The sequence below is a fragment of the Aneurinibacillus sp. Ricciae_BoGa-3 genome (assembly GCF_028421645.1).
Lineage (GTDB): Bacteria > Bacillota > Bacilli > Aneurinibacillales > Aneurinibacillaceae > Aneurinibacillus_B.
Map to the genome: position 1 here is coordinate 2,278,568 of NZ_CP116887.1, position 17,541 is coordinate 2,296,108.

Here is a 17,541-nt window from a genome sequence, read left to right on the forward strand (position 1 = left end):
TTACTCGTGGCTATTACGACGATCCATGCAAAAGATTTACATGACAAAATCAACAGTGGCGAAAATGTATTTATTCTTGATGTTCGCAATCCGGAAGAGTATAGCGATTGGAAAATTGAAGGGAAGAAAGTAGAGTCGATCAATGTGCCGTATTTTGACTTTCTGGACGAGAACGAAGAGACGTACAAAGGCCTTCCAAAAAATACGGAAATCGTCACAATCTGTGCAAAAGGCGGCAGTGCCAAAATGGTTGGAGAAATACTGGATGAAAAAGGATATCAGGTGAGCGTCCTGGATGAAGGGATGCTCGAATGGAGCCAGTTTTACCATCCGGTAACCGTTATGCAGGATGATAAGATGAAAATCATTCAGGTTAACCGTTTAGCCAAAGGATGCCTGTCCTATTTTATCGTTTCACAAGGGGAAGCAATGGTGATTGATCCGGGCCGCCATACCGAACAGTATATTCAATTAGCCAACAGAGAAAAGGCATCCATCAAACATATAATGGATACCCACCTGCACGCTGATCATATATCGGGCGGCCACGAGGTAGCAGATAAAACACGGGCAGACTATTATATTTCTCGTAACGAAATGAAGGGCTCTTCGCTGTCTTATAAAGCGCTGGAGGATCACCAAGAATTTAACTTTGGCTCTGTTCATGTTAAAGTTCTAGCAGTGCCAACGCCTGGACATACCCCGGGAAGTGTTTCCTTCCTTGTGAATGATAAATTCTTGCTGTCTGGTGATACCATCTTTGTTGGCGGCCTTGGACGTCCAGACCTTGGAGGAAAGGCAAGGGAATGGGCGCAGTCCTTGTATGATACAGTTTTTAAAAAAATTGCAAACCTTTCTGATGATACGCTTATACTCCCCACACACTACGCTGACATCAAAGAAATTAGTGATCAAGGTGTAGTAGGAGCCCTTCTTGGGGAAATTCGGAAAAGCAATGAAGTGATGCGAACTGAAAACCGCGAAAAGTTCACGGAAATGGTAGCCGGTGCAGCTGGTGTCACACCGCCAAATTATCAACAAATTGTTGATATCAACCGTGGAGTTGCTAATATATCAGCAGAAGATGCTACAGCGCTTGAAATTGGGCCTAACCGCTGTGCGGTCCATCATTCATAAATAAATACTAAGGAGGAAATAAAAATGGAGACAAATATTGTAGTCGATGCAAAAGGACTTTCCTGCCCAATGCCGATTGTAAAAGCAAAAAAAGCAATCGATTCTTTAGAGAGTGGTCAGGTTATGGAGCTTGAAACAACTGATAAAGGTTCAGTCAATGACTTTCAAAGTTGGGTTAAAGCAACGAACCATAAATTGTTGAAAATGGAAGAAGTTAATGGCGTTTACCGTTTCTTTGTAAAAAAAGCATAAAATCAGACTACAGATACAGCTATCAGGAAATAGAAAATATTTAATAAAACTAGTGAAGGGAAAAGGAATCTCACAACGGTTCTTTTTCCTTTTTTATTGGTAACTGAAAATGGTAAAAAACCTCCTGGTTTATAGTAAGCAAAGGGGCTAGAAAACGGAGTGAATGGATAGACTTAGCAAAGAAAAATAAATCATTGAAATATGAAACCAGGTTGTATGATTTATTATATACACTGAATTGACGAATATTGCTATATAATTTACAATACCAGTTGGGGTATTACACGGGTTCGTGCCCCCTATATGTGAGGTGATTTACATGGAATACAATGACCAAATAAAAAACCGACTTCGACGGATGGAGGGCCAAGTTCGCGGAGTACTTAGCATGATGGAAAAAGAGAAAGACTGCCGGGAAGTTGTAACACAGCTATCAGCCATTCGTTCTGCCGTAGATCGGGCGATTGGACTGGTTGTAGCGACTAATATGGAAGAATGTATTCGACAGGAATTGGAGAAAGGAAACAATCCAGAATTAGTCATTAAAGAAGCCGTAGATTTACTTGTAAAGAGTAGATAATAAGCAGCAAACGATCGCGACAATGAACCTAAGTCCAAGATTAAAGCTGGTACATTATTCTTACTCATTCCTGGCTAGTTAACGTTTTGGATCGCAATTCTTGCTGAATGCTTTGTGATAATAGAATGTCAAAAAGTAAGTGACAAGAGGCATGGTTATCGTCCCATGCCTCTTTATTCTTTTATGAAATTTACACAAAGATAGAATAAAAACAAAATTTACTCCTTGGAAGAAAAGTAATTTAAAGATTGACAAGTTTAATAGTAACTAGAATGAGTATTGGGTACCTATATACTCGGCCTACCGTATCGATATTATGCTTAAAACTAATAAAACTTCAGGAATTTATTTATTTTATCCCCATCTTAATCTCCACTTTAGATTAGCGTGCTTAATGAAAGTGGTTATCGGATGGGACTTTTCTTACATATGTATGCACATATATCTTTACTGATTAAGCTTAATACAAAACATAGTATTAAAACAGAAACTAGATATAAAGAGTTTTTACGCCAGCGCTGAGGCCGTGAAAAGGGGGTTAGATCCGCTTTCTGCTAAGCTTGTAGTAGTAGGGGATGTTAACCGTCCAGGCAGCGTAGTGTTGGCAGCCAGTCCCATTATGAAGCGTGATTACGGGATTAAAACAGGGAGTAGGCGTTATGAGATCCCCAATGATAAAGACATTATTGTAGTTAATGCTAATGTGGGTTATTATCTCAATTTATCAATGGAGATTACGAAATTATTCAACCAATTTGTACCATACGAAGCGATCCATACGTACTCGATTGACGAATCATGGGTCTGTACCAATGGCACTCAGAGGCTGTTTGGAAGCAGACGGGAGGTAGCTGACCGAATCCAAAAAGAGCTGCGGGACCAGACAGGCTTATACTGCACAATAGGCATTGGTGACAATACATTATTGAGTAAGGTTGTTTTGGATATACACGCAAAAAGCTCGTCTAGCGGTATAGCTGACTGTAAATATGAAGATGTACAGCGGTTGTTGTGGCCGGTTCCGATTAAAGAATTTTGGGGGATAGGCAGCCGGATGGAGCGGAATTTAAACCGTTTGGGAATCAGAACAATAGAACACCTTGCTAAGTTTCCAAGAGAGTATTTAGAGAAGTCATTTGGGATTATGGTTTTGCAGCTTCAAAATCATGCCTGGGGGATCGATAACTCTGAACCAATGGGATATGATCCTGTAAATACTGAAAAAGGGTTCTCACACGGAATTACGCTGCTACGTGACTATAAAATGGAAGAAGTGAAGACCGTCATTTTAGAACTTTCAGAGGAAGTAGCAAAACGTACCCGTGAGGCGGGCAAAGTTGGCCGTACAATAAGTTTAGGCATCGGATACAGTCGAGATGAAGGGGAAGGCGGTTTCTCTCGTTCTAGGACCATTGATGAAGCCACAAATGTAACAATGGATATATATGAGGTGTGCATGCAGCTTTTTAAAGAAAATTATCGTGGCGACCTGATTCGAAATGTATATGTTTCTATTACAAAGTTAGATACGGACGATGGCCTACAACTGAATCTTTTCCAGGATAACAGCAAAAAAAGAGAAGTTGGTTTTGTAATGGACTCCATTAGAAACCGGTTCGGACCAACCGCAATACTTCGCGCAAGCAGTTACACCGATTCAGGTATCATGCTGCAACGAGCGAATCAGATAGGGAGGCATAGGGCGTAAAAAGCATCACCCGGTGATAAAAACAGAAAAGTAGCCCGGTCAAGAAGACCGGGCGTTATAATATGACCAATTCAAAATATCTAAGGAACTAAATTTCAGCAGACCCAGTCCATGGAAAAACCGCCTTTTATCGGTGCGTAACCGGTCATAAATCCACTATCATCCCCAGAATAAAAGGGAATCACTTTCGCCACATCCTCGGCACTAGCAATACTACCTAATCGAGTCATCGATTCCATTCGTTGTATTAGTTCTTTGAGAAGCGATTGAGCAATTTCGGTATCTGCTGTGCCTCACGCAGCTATATTAGCTGTGATACCATAGTGGTCGCTCTTGGGCTATGAAACGTGCAAATTGTACCAACTGGCAGAACATTATGTTCACCACACCTTTTCTGAAACACTTCGGCCATGAATGTGCGCTAAATTAACCATAAATTCACATATAGCAGGAAAATCAATACAGATATAGAACTATATTTTGGAATATATAAAAATAGAATCGAAAATTGAAATTGATTGGCAGGGTTAAGCAATGATCAGTGAACAACCACTTTTTATACAGATATCGAATCAAAAATGTCACAACTTAGGATTAAACCCCCAAGAAATGCCAAGGCCCCATCAAGTGTCGAAAGAGGAAATTAAAGAAAAGCAAGCGCGTTATAAAGAGATTCTCGATAAGATAAATTTTGTTGCCAATAAAATGCTGTTCTTTTCCAATAGCAACCCAATGGTGCTGCTGGTTACGGATGATGAATTAACGGTACTGGACCTGTATGGTGATGAATCCATTATAAACAGCGTAAACAAAATTGGCATAAACATTGGTATTCGATTTAATAGGGAGCAGATGGGCACTAGCTCTGTGTGCCTAGCCATGGAACATATGCTGCCAGTTAAACTGATTGGATCCGATCACTTTCATGATCACCTAAGCAATGCAGCCTGCTATACCGTTCCCTTCACCTATCGAAATTTTGACAATCTATCAGGTACCTTAACGATCTTCACTAATATTAACAATGCGAATAACATTTATTTGGGTATGCTATCGGTAATCGTAGATTCTGTTGAAAGAGAATTGCTTCTTCATAAACAAAATCAGAAATTATTTCTATTAAATCAGATCATGATGAGAAGCACGAAGAATGGAATAATCCTCACAGATAATGAAGGAACCATCCTGGATATTAACGATTCCACCGAAAAAATCGCTGGATTAGAAAGAAAAAGAATGATAGGCCGCTCGATTGTTGATTTTAAACCAGTGGGACTATACATGATGGACACGCTTGAACATCAGAAAATAAATGAGGATATATTTATAGAATTACAAACAGCCGAGGAAGGCGTCGCTACAGTCTGCTTGCTGGATACCATTCCGATTTATGATGAAAAGAACAAGCTTTCGGGAGCATATGGACAGTTTCGCGATATTACGGATAGACACAATTTAGAAAAACAGATCATTACCGCAGAGAAGTTCTCAGCCATTGGCAAGTTATCCGCGGGTTTTGCACATGAGATAAGAAATCCACTCACCTCTATATCAGGATTTATCCATCTATTCAAAGAAGAACTCCCGCCCGATGATTCTAAACAACATTATCTAGGCATCATCCAAAGCGAGCTTGAGAGAGTTAAAAAACTTGTCACGGATTTTATCGTGGTTGCCAAACCTGATACTCCTGTAAGAACATCACAAGATATATCGCAACTGCTTTTAGAAACCGTTCATTTTATGTACAGTCAGGCAGTGCTTCGTAATGTTGAAATACATTTCACCACATCTTACGGATCTATTATGTTAAGTCTTGATGCTATGCAAATTAAACAGGTACTGATTAATCTCATGCAGAACGCGATTGACGCTATGCCAACCGGGGGACACATTTATGTGAGTTTAAGGGAATTTGATGAGCATAACATCCAGATTGACATTAAAGATACCGGTTTCGGTATGGAAAGACATGAATTACAGCAGATAATGAATCCTTTTTTTACAACGAAAGAAGATGGTCTTGGATTAGGGTTGTCGATTTCCTATCGCATTATAGAAAGTCATAACGGAAAAATGATGGTCTTTTCAGAAAAAGGGGTTGGAACTACGTTTACTATCCTATTACCGAAAAAATAAGATTAAGAGGATGTGTTGTATGATGCAAAATGTTGCATCTATGCTGGCTTATCACCTCAAAGCCCTTGGTGTAAAAACGGTGTTTGGTATTCCCGGCAAGTCTATTGTTCCTTTGTTATTTGGGCTCGAAAAACATGAACTCCACTTCGTTTTATGCCGCCATGAGGCAGGGGCAGGATTTGCAGCCTCTGGTTACGCTTTGCAAAATCGTTCACTTGGAGTCGCTATTGGAACATCCGGGCCCGGCGGAACCAATATGATAACAGCTGCAGGACAGGCTAAAGCCTTTAATCTACCGGTTCTTTTTATTACCGGACATCCGTCTATGAAAGAAACGGGCAGAGCCCTTGCTCAGGATTCCACTCCATTTGGAACGGATATGGCGAAGCTATTTGAACCGGTCACCCTCTTTAGCAGAAGAGTTGAACGTGCGGATCAGTTTCCAATGTATTTGAAGCACGCTGTAGAAACTGCGTTTTCAGGAACAAAGGGGCCTGTACACTTATCTATTCCCCATGATGTTTTATCAGAGGAAATTGATTTCTTTCCTATACATCTACAGACCAGTGCACAAGTAATATCGTTACAAATTGATAAAATTTCCCCCATCCTGAATAAAGCGCAAAAACCCTTAATTATCTTGGGGAAAGGTGTACATTCTTCACATGCCTATCAAGAGGTGCAGTCATTTGCGGAACTATGGGGAATCCCCGTTGTAACCACCCCAGGTGGTAAGGGTACGTTTGCCACCCATCACCCGCTTTCTCTCGGCAGCTTCGGACTTGGCGGCACGCCGCAGGCCATGGCATACCTACAGAGCGGCATTGATTTAGCCGTGGTCATTGGTTCTAGTTTAAATGATATGTCCATGGCAGGATTCATAAAAGATATGTATCCGACGCAAGTTGTCCACTTTGATTGTGAATCTACTTACATAGGTAAAACTTTCTCTGCACCTACAACTTTCATAGAAGGTGATATTAAACTTAACCTGCAAAAGGTGCTTCTGGCCGGGGCTCCAGATGACACCAGCAGAAGCCGCGGGGAAGTTATGCAAGCGTTTACCACTGCAGTAAAAGAGGCTGCAGCTGCTGTTTCCACTACTTCGATTGGTTCCAAGAACGCACCCTATATTTCCGCTGTCGAAGCGATTAAGGTACTGCGTGCTAATCTTCCAGCCGATGCTGTTGTATTTGGTGATGAGGGTAGCCATTCTTTTTACGCTATTCAAAATTTCAATATATATGAACCTGGAACATTCCATTTCGATGCGGCGTTTGGCACCATGGGCTACTCATTTGGTTACGCTATTGGTGCAAAAATAGCATCACCTGATAAAACAATTATGTGCCTTGCTGGTGATGGTTCACTTTTTATGCATGGTACCGAGATTTCTACCGCAGTTAATGAGGAGGCAGCAGTGATTTTTATCGTGTTCAATAACAGCCGCCTGGATATGGTAGACAAAGGAATGGCAGGGCACATGGGCAGATCGATAGGTTCGATTTATAATACGGGTGTTAAGGTAAAGGAATTTGCAGAATCGCTTGGAGCAAAAGGGACCAGGTGCTATACAGCCGAAGAAATCGAAAAAGCAATTCGGAAAGCACTCAACAATATTCAATCTAGTGTAATCGAAGTGATGGTGGACCCTCTCGAAGTTCCTCCGACAATGCTTAGAGGTTGAGCACTAATATTTAAAGAATTTTGGTTTTCGTAATTATGCAGGGAGCATCGATAATTCCGATATAAAGGCCGCTACTGCAAGATTATACGAATGAAAGTAATATTTAGAAACGGTTTCAGGAAGTGGAAAATGTACCCGTGTGGCCGGCAAAGCGTACAATAAGTTGACGCATCGGATACAGTAGCGGTGAAGGGGGAAGCGGTTTCTAGACACGGACGATGGTCTTGAGACCATAGCAGAAAAAAACATTCAGAAATTAAAACAAAGATGGAAGGTTTTAGCGAGATGCGCAGCATTAACCGGCTGGACTAGGAGAATTAGAACCACAAAATAAATAAACCCTCCTGAATACCAGAAGGGAATGAAAGGGAGTAGATTTTGAGGGTGTCCTTAATCTCTACCCCCTAAATGATTGACCTAAAACAAAAAAACCCCTTCCGTTATCAGAAGGGTCAGAATGGGGGGATGTTCCTAGGTAAGGAGACAATTGTAAGCATTCCTAAAAACAAACTTACAAACCAAAAAAATCCACAACATATGCTGTGGATCCATAAAAGGGTATGGAGTTCCAATTACTAGGAGTGGGATAACGCGTGCTAATACGTTATAAAACAGATTATAGCACTATAAAAAGTAATAAGCTGTATTCAGACAATGGTCACGGAATGTTCAAAACTAAATAAATAAGGGGCTGTCCAGAAAGTCGGTTTATCTGACTTTCCGGCGCCCCTCTTTAATTTCTATAAAAAAGCACAAAAAAATCGTCTCTTCCTGTAAAATGAAAGTTACCACACCCACATTCAAGAAAGGACGATTTTTTATGAGCAATCAGATGATTACTAATAAGAATTATACCACGCAAACTACTCTTCCTCTAGCGGTAAAAGAAGAAAATATCATTGTTTCAAAAAGACAATACGCCCCCACATTCAAACCCTACAACAACCGCCAGGTCCAGGTCATCTTCGATATTGAGGAACTTATCCCTGAAAACCATGTCGCACGTGTGGTGGATGAGATGGTTGAGACCATTCCTGATGAACACCTATTTTCCCATTATCCAGGCGGAGGAAGACGTCCGTTTCATCCGAAAATGATGCTTAAAGTCATCCTGTTTGGCTACTCCCAAAAAGTGTACTCCTGCCGGGGCATCCAAAAGCTTACGGAAGAGAATCTCCCCACCATGTGGCTGGCTGCGATGCAACGACCAGACTACCGAACCATCAACGACTTTCGCGGGCAACGGATGAAGCCTATGATGGACCAGTTATTTCAAACCATGATCCTCAAGCTGATTGAGGACAACCATATCACGATGGAAAATTACTTTTTGGACGGGACGAAAATAGAAGACAATGCCAACAAGTATTCTTTCGAATGGAAAAAAGCAACTGTCCGCTCCGAAGAGAAATTGAGGCAGAAAATCCAGGAAACCCTGCGGCACATCGAGGAGATGACTAAGGCGGAGGAGTTGGAGATTTTCAATGAAAGTCTGCAGGATATAGGAACCGCTCCTTCCGGATTGGAACAAATCGCTGCTCGTTTGGAAACTCACGTGAGTGCTTTATCAGGGGAGATCGAGGAAGAGACGGATACCCAGGTCCGTAAAGAGAAACGGAAAAAACGGAGTGGATGGAAGAAACCCTTCAAGTTAATCCGCGAGGATTTTCTTCCACGGCTGGCCAAATACAACGTGCAGAACGAAACATTTGGTGACCGCAACAGCTATTCCAAAATCGATACTGACGCAACGTTCATGCGGATGAAGGAAGACCATATGAAAAACGGCCAGCTCAAGCCTGGCTATAACGTACAGATGGCAACAGAAAATCAATTCATTCTATTTTATACCATCCATCAACGCCCGACGGACACACGCTGCTTCATTCCACATTTGGAGAAGCTCACTTCCTCCTCTTTGCCAATGCCCAAAACCGTCATCGCAGATGCGGGATACGGGAGCGAAGAAAACTATCTGTATGCGATCGGGGAGGAAAAAGAGCCACGCTTTGATTTCCTCATCCCGTATGGGACCTATCTGAAGGAAAAGACTCGAAAAGCCAAAAAAGACATCAAAAACGTAATGAATTGGAGCTACGATGAAAAGGATGATTGTTTCATCTGCCCGAATAACCGCAAAGTTGTATTCAAAAAGTATCAAATAAGAAAAAATGCGTCCGGCCATGAACAAAGCTATAAAATTTACGAATGTGAGGATTGTACAGACTGCCCATTAAAGCCGCAGTGCACTAAGGCTAAAGGAAACCGCCAGGTACATTGGAATACAGTTTTTGAAGAAATGAAAGCAAAGGCAAAAGCAGCCCTTGAATGTGAAGACAAAGCCGCTATTTATGCCCGACGAAAGGTCGAAGTAGAAAGCGTGTTCGGTCACATCAAGGGCAATCGGTCGTTCCGCCGATTTTCATTGCGAGGGCTCGATAAAGTGAATGTCGAGTTCGGAATTGTGGCACTCGCACACAACCTATTAAAAGTGGCGAGCATCCGTCTGGCCACTTTTCTCGACCCGATAAGAACGAAAAAGAAGCTGGCGAAAAAAGAAAACTTTTCGCCAGCTTCTTTACTGTTTCAGGGACTTTTTAGACAGCCCCTTCTGACGTTAGCCTTAACAACGCTATCCATGTTTACATAGCCGAGACATGCACTCAGATATACTTTTACCATTCGGATATCCCGCTCTGCCTGATTGTTATCAAAGGGCACAAAGGCATTCGGAAGAAACCGCAATATGTCGGTTTTGTACAGGATGAACCTTTCAGGCCTTCGGCCCTCTGGCGGGAAAAAAGGTGCCCCGAAGGGGCATAACGGACATACACTTAAAATGGCTGACAATCCAGATGAAATCAAATGGCATAAACCTGATACCTGTTTGCATTGCCATTATTCCCTTGCCGAAGTGCCCATTGAGAGTTATAAGCGCAGGCAGGTAGTTGACATTCCTCTTCCACGCTTGATATTTACAGAACATAGAGTAGCGATAAAGTGTTGTCCAAACTGCAATATGAAACAACAGGCCGCATTCCCGGAGAAAGTGAAGGCGCCTATTCAGTATGGCGACAGCTGGAATGCGTGGTGCGCCTATTTGAACAGCTATCAACACCTTCCCCTTGAACGAATCAGCCAATTGTTTGAAGACCTCACTGGACACCGGCCAAGCGAAGCTACCCTACTGTCCCATCTCGAAAAACTTTCGATTCAATTAGAGCCTATTGAAAGGCTGATCAGGCAAAATCTTCTGGATAGTAAATTGGTTCATGCCGATGAAACAGGCATGCGTATCGAAGGTAAATTGCATTGGTTACATACAGTCTGTAATGAGAGATGGACTCTTTACAATATCCATCCTAAGTGAGGCAAAGTAGCCATAAACGCTATCGACGTCCTGCCGCGCTATAAGGGAGTAGTCGTCCATGATTTTTGGAAATCATATTTTAACGATGAGTATCGTTTTAGGCATGCCCTTTGCGGCGTGCATCTGCTTCGCGAGTGCCAAGGCATCATTGATTATGATAAACACCAATGGGCTTCGGACATGCAGATTCTCTTACGAGAATCCCTGAAAGAAAGAAAAAAGGTATTAGAGGCCGAAAGGCCGCTTTATCCTGAAGCAATCTCGAACATAGAAACCAGATACGATGAAATTCTAAGCCGGGGTGCCAAGGAATGGCGTCCTCCTCTGAAATCTGCTGAATCGGGAAAAAGAGGACGGAAAGCCAAGAGCAAAGCGGCAAACCTAGCTGAAAGGTTCATCTTGTACAAAGCCGACATATTGCGGTTTCTTCAGAATGCTCTTGTGCCTTTTGATAACAGTCAGGCAGAGCGAGATATCCGAATGGTAAAAGTAAAAGAGAAAGTATCAGGTTCCTTTCGTACGCAAAAAGGCGCTATTCAGTTTGCGCGTATTCGTGGTTTTATTTCCACTATGCGAAAACAGGGAAGGAATCTACTTGATTCTATAATTTTAGTTGGTCGAGGTCAGTTTTTTTTCAACTGACCTGAGTAGTTACGTTTTTTCTATATTTAAAATGTAGTCTCCATATATAAATATGATTTTGTTTTATCTTTGTTATGGACAAGTGTTCAATAGACTCTTTTTGGGTGTATATCCGATAACATAGTAACTGCTATTATCGGACCTGATAGGCACCTCAGAACATTATTATGAATATATAACGATGAACAACGATGAATGACCAATTCGGTCTGGCTGTGCTGTAGCTGTCATTTACCCATGTTGGGCGTCCCTCGGCAACATGCGTTTTTTATGAGATAAGTAAAAACGGACATGCTAAAAAGATGTGCCGTATATCGACACATCTTCACCGTGTTAGGAGGAGCTATGAAGTAACTCTCGTGTTTAATATGCACTTATACCAAACCTTGATGCATGTTGTTTGCATAACTGTTATTATCGGACATTCTATAGCGCACAAAATTTCCGAAGTGCCGATGACCCATAAACAATAAAGCCCCGCAACTGCTAGGCTTTTCTGATACTTTATTTCTTAATTTGATCAAACAGATTAAAAGGTTTTGACGGTTTCTCGGTAGTCTCTTTCGACTTTGGAAGTGCTGCAAAAGGATTCGCAGGCGCAGCTGCTCTTCCAGCCCTTGTCCGGGAACTGGCCGAACGGTTCTGAGCTGCACTCAACTCGCCACCGATATCGAATCCAGAATGTCGTGCTTCACGCTCCCGCTGTTTCGCCAGCAGCTCCTCAGACTCTTTGTTTGAGGTTCTTGGCACGTCCCGGAAGGCCGCGCAGGCTGCAGATGGTGTACACAAGCGCATGCTTGCTGTCCCATGTTGACCGGCCGTAATACACTGGCACGCCTTCTAACTCTTCCTGAAGCCGGCGGTTGATTTTTTCCAACGTATCCTGGTTAAGGATCTTCTCGGTATTCTTCGGCATGACGATTTTGATACCAAACGCGATGGCATCATTTTGGTAATCGAACCCGTTGGCTAGCACATTTTTCTCGCGGTAGGTGAAAACGATAGCGTCTATTAAATCGTTCTCGCTTTTCAGATCACCGTTCTGTAGGTTGATTTTTTTCTTTGCAAACGTGAGAATACCGCCTGTTAAGAGTAATTTATTTTTGAAGTCCTCTGCATCGAGCGATTTATCGATTCGAGAGTGGTTGCTACATTCCATTCATGGAGAACGGAAGCCACTTTATAATTTGAATAGCGGTCCCAGGACAGATTGACCTCTATTGTGCCCTTCTCCACTGCCTGGATATGCTCATCGATGATTTTTTTGTTGTCGATGATTATGAGATTCTCCAGCGCGCGGTATGAGTTGCCCTCTGTATCCTCCCGGAACTCCTCGAGCTTAGGCACGATTTCCTTAAGTGCCTCGAATGCATTGATGTTTTCATCGATATGAGGATTTGGCAGGCTGACAATGGCCATAACCGCTTTACCAACATAATCAGCGCAGACGTCGATCACCATGTTTATGGATCCGATACCCGTTCCGCCCCCCAGCGAAGCTACTACCACAATCACTTTACTGGACCTAAATAACTCAGGGTTCTTGCTAAGGAATTCTCCCATATATGCTGTTGCTGTTTTTCCGTTATCCGTAAGAAAGTATGTGTAATCAAGTGCGGATTTAAGAACAAAAATACCGGTTCAAAAAATAAGCCAGTTGAATCAATTTCATAATCATTTTTTGCTCAGATGCTAAGGCTCCCAGAATTTCAGTATTTTGATTTTAAAACGACAGTAGGTCGTCGTAATAGCTAGGCTGCTTTGCAATTCAATTTGATGTTTATACGGTCAACGGCAATTTTAGAGGCATTGAACAGTAAGCATATTAAATCAGTGTGAACTCTTGCAAGATCTCCAGAACGATATCGGATGTTATTTAACTGGAAATATTCTTTTAAATAGGCATTTACTCGTTCAACAGAAGTACGCTCTTTATAAAGTTCTTTCCATGCCTTACTTCCTCTGGCTGGGGCAGGATAACGCCGTAAATCCTTTGTCTTTTTGATTTTAATGATTTTTTGACATAATGTATCATGAGCTAGCGGACATTCTCTGCATTCCTTGGGTCTTGTATATTTGAGTGTCTCGTATTTCTTATCATAGCTGTCATAACGATAGGAATGCTCCCGTACACATGTGGGTGCAAAATGCTTGTCAACACCGATAGGTGGTGCTTCATTTCGCTTATTATAAGCAATAATACCATCCGCCTTCATGCGATGGATCTGTTCATAGATCGGATTGTAGTCATATCCAGCGTCTGCCATCACTTTCGTGATGTTAAGAACGGGAAAATGCTCAGCCACTCCTTTTAACAGGGGAATAGCAGCTTTCGCATCATTCATATTTCCTGAAGAGAGCAAGTGAACCAAGATATATTGACTTTTAGTTTCCGCAGCTAAATGAAGCTTGTATCCAAACCAGAAAACATTTTTGTTCTCAGAGTTCTTCTTAATTCTCCACTTAGGAATGCATGGCATCTCTTTCTGAAGTTCACCGAAGGTGTGATTTAATTGTTGTTCGATTTTCTGTTCAAAAAGAGGAAGCGCGTTTTGAATCTCTTCTTGTTCTTTTTTGTATGATTCAGAGGCTTCTTTTTCTTGCGACCGCGTTTTTTAGGCTCTTTGACGGGTTCTCCCACTTTACTTTCTTCCTTGTGTGGAGCCTGATCTCTCGCTTCAATATGAGTCGCATCAATAGCAATATGTTCACCATCTATAAAACCTTCTTCAACTGCTTTCAGGACAAGTGCGTGATTCATTTCATCCAGCACATTTGAGGCTTTGATTTTACGGATTAAACGGGAAAAAGAAGCTTCAGATGGAATTCGATCCGAAAGAGCAAAACCGCAGTCTAAAAAGAAGAGCATATCTTTTTTTAATCGACGAACAAGAAACTTAACCGTTGGAATGCCTTCTAAAATACGAGCAAATAAAGCGTAAATCATGGAGGGATAATTAAGTGTTTGTGGAGCACCTTTCCGCACTTTCTTTGATACATTTTTTAGCAAAGGAAAGATGTTTATCCCTTCAAAAATTGCTGTGTAGCGCTGGGTAGGTTCTAAATCTAATAAATCTTGCAGGGAAAATAAACATCCTTGCCGAATTGAGTACATGAGGAGACCGACCTTTCTCATTGAGTTGTTTGCACAACTACTCTATTCGAGATTTGGGGAGGTACTCCTTTTTTGATGTTGATTTGAACCTTACGGTTCAAGGGTTTTGAGTTATGAAATTGATTCAAGTAAGAAAGCCTTACCTTATGAATGCGTTGGCCGGTACATAAGCATTGTACTTTACCATTAATTTGCTATAAAATAACAATAGAATAAAAATTTCCACATTTCAGTATGAACTAACTTAAAGATAACTGGAGGTCTTGATATGTCTGCCAATGCTCGACCCGGGCAATTATCTGTTGGAACGGTAAACGAAAACTGGACAGGTGACGCGCGTTACTATGAATATACGACAGCGGCCGATCCGATAGGGAGTGGAATTATCAGTCCAATCCCGGCCGTACAATTTGGTCCTGAATTATATAATGCGGGTCAAACCCGAATGGTCACGCTTGACCTTTCCAAAGAACTAAGAACAGAATATCCTGCCACAAGCCCATCGCTTCTTGCGCACTTCATAAGAATTGAGGCGGGGGATACGATTACGACACAACCCAACGCAACAAGCGAACTCTACTATATTATCTCTGGAGCGGGCGCAACAGAGGTGAATGGGGATACAATCAACTGGAAGAAAGGCGATTTTTTGACGCTTCCATCCGGATCCGTTAGCCGCCATACTGCGGAAGAAGACACAACCATTTACTATATTTTAGACACTCCGCTGCTCGATTATCTTGGAGCGAAGGCGACAGAATCTCGTTTTAAGCCAACTCTTTTCACAGCTGAACAAGCACAGGCAAAACTGGATGAAGTGGCAAACGCTCCGGATGCCCATTTAAAGAACCGTATCTCCATACTGCTTAACAACCAAAAATTCGACCAGACCCTTACCATAACACATGTGCTTTGGGCTATGTTTGGTATTGTACCTGTTGGTTCTAACCAGGCGCCTCATAGCCATAAGTCGGTGGCGCTTGACTTTGTTGCTTATGCTGCGCCAGGTACTTATACGCTTGTTGGGGATAAAATCGATCCGGTGACGAAACAAATCATTGATCCAATTCGTATTGACTGGGTAACCGGAAAGGCTTTCGTTACGCCGCCAGGCCTGTGGCACTCGCACCACAACGAATCAGATGAGCCTGCATTCATTATTCCAATCCAGGATGCCGGTCTCCAAACGTATCTTCGGACGCTGGATATTCAGTTTACGCATTATGATCAGGAGTCTTAAAAAACACCCCTGCATGTGTTTTGAACGATAAGGAATGGAATAGAGTGAGAGTGGCCAAGTTTTGCGAGCAGAACAGTAAGCTTGCCGAGACTGCTAGAGCGATCGACGCGCTTAGAAGGGAATATCATGATGAGGTGGAAGTTTGTATTGTTGATTGTTTCAGGAGATGCCTGGCATGCAGAACACAGCCTTTTTGCCGAATTCAACTAACCACGATCGAAGCGGGGAACGGCAGCACGCTGGTAGAAAAAATCCTTCAAACAATTCGGCACGGGACATCGAATAACTAAATAAGAAATACTCCTCTTCTTTTGTATGAAGAAGAGGAGTATTTTCTGTTAGTAGAATCCATTTCAGTTGAAAAATTGCGTCACCGACTTTTTCTAAGTTCGTATTAAGCTGCCTGCCCATTCCCAGCTGCCTGGGTGCGTTGGCCAGTTCCTTTTCTTTCTAAAAATAGCGATACGAGTGTACCCCCAACCAATCCCCAGAAAGGCGCTCCAATGTGGAAGACAGAAATTCCAGAAATCGTAATCATAAAGGAAAATAAGGCACCCATTTTATACTGTTCGGAAAAGCTTCTTTGCAGAGAATCGATTAAAACACCCACCATGGCAAGCCCCCCAAGCAATTTAATTAATGAAGAGGGAACAAGATGGGGGATAGAAGCCGCAAAAGGGGCAAATAAAGCGAGCACACAGGATAATATCCCAAGAACAACAGCTGCGGCATAACGGCAATCCATATGCAGCGAATGGTCGGTGGAAAGGATGGCCGTCATTGGACCGGCAATACAGGCAGAATGGGCACCGAAAAATCCATTTACAATAGACCCGACTCCGCTCCAGGAAGTCATCGAATTGACAGGGGCTTTATATCCGGCACTTTGCAGCACGGCAATGCCCTGCGCATTTTGGATGGCAATAATGGTAAGCACAAGCGGAAGAACAAGTTCGCCCATCGTTGCCAGGTCAAACGATGGCATATACAAGTGGGGTTTTACCACAGACAGGTCAACACCCTGAGCGTGCATCCCAGGGACAACATACAGCATAATGATCCCGGCAACAATGGCCCCAAGAATGGGCGGGAACCTTTTGGCGAGCCCTCTGAAACAGGACAGCACAAAAAACACCACGAGTGGAATGCCATTGAGAATAGGCGCACTCACAATAGAATGAAAAATGTCGGTCCCAAACGGAAGGAGAACCCCTGATACCATGCCCATCATGACAGGCATAGGCAGAACCTTCATCATTTTATGGATCGCGCCTGACATCCCAAGGATCAGGGTAACCACGCCTACAACGAGATAGGCGCCAATCACCTGCGAGAAGCTATGGTGAGACAGCGAGGCGCCAACCAGTATGGCTCCAGGGATAGAAAAAGCATAACCGATAGGCTGCCGGTAGTAGAACGATAAAAGCAAGGTTAACAAACCGCCAACCCCATAAATTCCGAAAATCCACGACGATACCGTGTCTGCACTCAGGTTTCCTTTTGAAGCGGCCTGCAGCACAATCAAAAGGGGACCTGTGGCGCCAAAGATCCAGGAAACCAGTCCGTTTGAAATGTTTCCAACCGTTAAATGCTGGGGGAATTCAACAAGATTTCGTTTCAAAACTGATAACCCTCCAAAATATTCTATTGTAACTTTATATTACATACAAA

Annotated in this window: 13 protein-coding genes and 3 pseudogenes; 10 read left to right on the forward strand and 6 right to left on the reverse strand. The window is 42.5% G+C overall.

Annotated features, from left to right (window positions below):
- Window positions 1-6: 6 nt before the first annotated feature.
- The 7 genes from PP175_RS11605 to PP175_RS11635 all read left to right on the forward strand — a co-directional run bounded on the left by PP175_RS11605 (window position 7) and on the right by PP175_RS11635 (window position 10,153).
- On the forward strand, window positions 7-1,137 hold the full coding sequence (locus PP175_RS11605) for an MBL fold metallo-hydrolase (protein ID WP_272442947.1): 1,131 nt from the start codon (window positions 7-9) through the stop codon (window positions 1,135-1,137).
- A gap of 24 nt (window positions 1,138-1,161) precedes the next feature.
- Window positions 1,162-1,389, forward strand: coding sequence for a sulfurtransferase TusA family protein (locus tag PP175_RS11610; RefSeq protein ID WP_272442948.1), 228 nt, complete (start codon window positions 1,162-1,164; stop codon window positions 1,387-1,389).
- A gap of 319 nt (window positions 1,390-1,708) precedes the next feature.
- Window positions 1,709-1,969, forward strand: a complete 261-nt coding sequence (locus tag PP175_RS11615) for a metal-sensitive transcriptional regulator (protein ID WP_272442949.1) — start codon at window positions 1,709-1,711, stop codon at window positions 1,967-1,969.
- Window positions 1,970-2,465: 496 nt separating this feature from the next.
- On the forward strand, window positions 2,466-3,677 hold the full coding sequence (locus tag PP175_RS11620) for a Y-family DNA polymerase (protein ID WP_334314213.1): 1,212 nt from the start codon (window positions 2,466-2,468) through the stop codon (window positions 3,675-3,677).
- A gap of 534 nt (window positions 3,678-4,211) precedes the next feature.
- Window positions 4,212-5,816 (forward strand): ATP-binding protein, encoded by a 1,605-nt coding sequence (locus PP175_RS11625; protein ID WP_272442950.1) that lies wholly within the window; start codon window positions 4,212-4,214, stop codon window positions 5,814-5,816.
- A 19-nt stretch (window positions 5,817-5,835) separates the two neighbouring features.
- Complete coding sequence (locus tag PP175_RS11630; protein WP_334314201.1) at window positions 5,836-7,503, forward strand: thiamine pyrophosphate-binding protein; 1,668 nt, start codon at window positions 5,836-5,838, stop codon at window positions 7,501-7,503.
- 820 nt (window positions 7,504-8,323) lie between these two features.
- Window positions 8,324-10,153 (forward strand): IS1182 family transposase, encoded by a 1,830-nt coding sequence (locus tag PP175_RS11635; RefSeq protein WP_272442951.1) that lies wholly within the window; start codon window positions 8,324-8,326, stop codon window positions 10,151-10,153.
- A gap of 20 nt (window positions 10,154-10,173) precedes the next feature.
- Here PP175_RS11635 and PP175_RS29920 read toward each other — a convergent pair.
- Window positions 10,174-10,260, reverse strand: a pseudogene (locus tag PP175_RS29920) (IS66 family transposase); the annotation flags it as partial.
- Between the two features lie 262 nt (window positions 10,261-10,522).
- Between PP175_RS29920 and tnpC the strand changes: the two are divergent.
- Window positions 10,523-11,515, forward strand: a pseudogene (gene tnpC, locus PP175_RS11640) (IS66 family transposase).
- A gap of 504 nt (window positions 11,516-12,019) precedes the next feature.
- Here tnpC and PP175_RS11645 read toward each other — a convergent pair.
- The 4 genes and pseudogenes from PP175_RS11645 to PP175_RS11660 all read right to left on the reverse strand — a co-directional run bounded on the left by PP175_RS11645 (window position 12,020) and on the right by PP175_RS11660 (window position 14,630).
- Window positions 12,020-12,265 carry a hypothetical protein gene (locus PP175_RS11645; RefSeq protein ID WP_272442952.1) on the reverse strand — a complete coding sequence of 82 codons (246 nt, stop codon included), beginning with the start codon at window positions 12,263-12,265 and terminating at the stop codon, window positions 12,020-12,022.
- A complete protein-coding gene (locus PP175_RS11650) occupies window positions 12,237-12,674 on the reverse strand; it encodes a hypothetical protein (RefSeq protein WP_272442953.1) in 438 nt (145 codons plus the stop codon). Before PP175_RS11650 ends, PP175_RS11645 begins: the two co-directional genes overlap by 29 nt.
- Window positions 12,602-13,030, reverse strand: coding sequence for an FtsZ/tubulin family protein (locus PP175_RS11655; protein WP_272442954.1), 429 nt, complete (start codon window positions 13,028-13,030; stop codon window positions 12,602-12,604). Before PP175_RS11655 ends, PP175_RS11650 begins: the two co-directional genes overlap by 73 nt.
- Window positions 13,031-13,266: 236 nt before the next feature.
- A pseudogene (locus tag PP175_RS11660) lies at window positions 13,267-14,630 on the reverse strand (transposase).
- Window positions 14,631-14,898: 268 nt separating this feature from the next.
- On the opposite strand from PP175_RS11660, the gene PP175_RS11665 reads away from it, so the two are divergent.
- Together PP175_RS11665 and PP175_RS29925 are read left to right on the forward strand one after the other, a co-directional pair.
- The gene (locus PP175_RS11665) at window positions 14,899-15,870 is read left to right on the forward strand and encodes a cupin domain-containing protein (RefSeq protein WP_272442955.1); all 972 of its coding nucleotides are present in this window, start codon (window positions 14,899-14,901) and stop codon (window positions 15,868-15,870) included.
- A gap of 50 nt (window positions 15,871-15,920) precedes the next feature.
- Window positions 15,921-16,160, forward strand: coding sequence for a DUF1450 domain-containing protein (locus PP175_RS29925; RefSeq protein WP_442870465.1), 240 nt, complete (start codon window positions 15,921-15,923; stop codon window positions 16,158-16,160).
- 104 nt (window positions 16,161-16,264) lie between these two features.
- Here PP175_RS29925 and PP175_RS11675 read toward each other — a convergent pair whose 3' ends face one another.
- Entirely contained in the window at window positions 16,265-17,491 is a 1,227-nt protein-coding gene (locus PP175_RS11675; protein ID WP_272442957.1) for a benzoate/H(+) symporter BenE family transporter, read from the reverse strand.
- Between the last annotated feature and the right edge of the window lie 50 nt (window positions 17,492-17,541).

Excerpts from the sequence above, each read along its gene's own strand:
- PP175_RS11635 (WP_272442951.1), top strand. The coding sequence starts at position 8,324 with ATGAGCAATCAGATGATTACTAATAAGAATTATACCACGCAAACTACT.
- PP175_RS11610 (WP_272442948.1), top strand. The coding sequence starts at position 1,162 with ATGGAGACAAATATTGTAGTCGATGCAAAAGGACTTTCCTGCCCAATG.
- PP175_RS11650 (WP_272442953.1), bottom strand. The coding sequence starts at position 12,674 with ATGGAATGTAGCAACCACTCTCGAATCGATAAATCGCTCGATGCAGAG.
- PP175_RS11615 (WP_272442949.1), top strand. The coding sequence starts at position 1,709 with ATGGAATACAATGACCAAATAAAAAACCGACTTCGACGGATGGAGGGC.
- PP175_RS11665 (WP_272442955.1), top strand. The coding sequence starts at position 14,899 with ATGTCTGCCAATGCTCGACCCGGGCAATTATCTGTTGGAACGGTAAAC.
- PP175_RS11625 (WP_272442950.1), top strand. The coding sequence starts at position 4,212 with ATGATCAGTGAACAACCACTTTTTATACAGATATCGAATCAAAAATGT.
- PP175_RS11630 (WP_334314201.1), top strand. The coding sequence starts at position 5,836 with ATGATGCAAAATGTTGCATCTATGCTGGCTTATCACCTCAAAGCCCTT.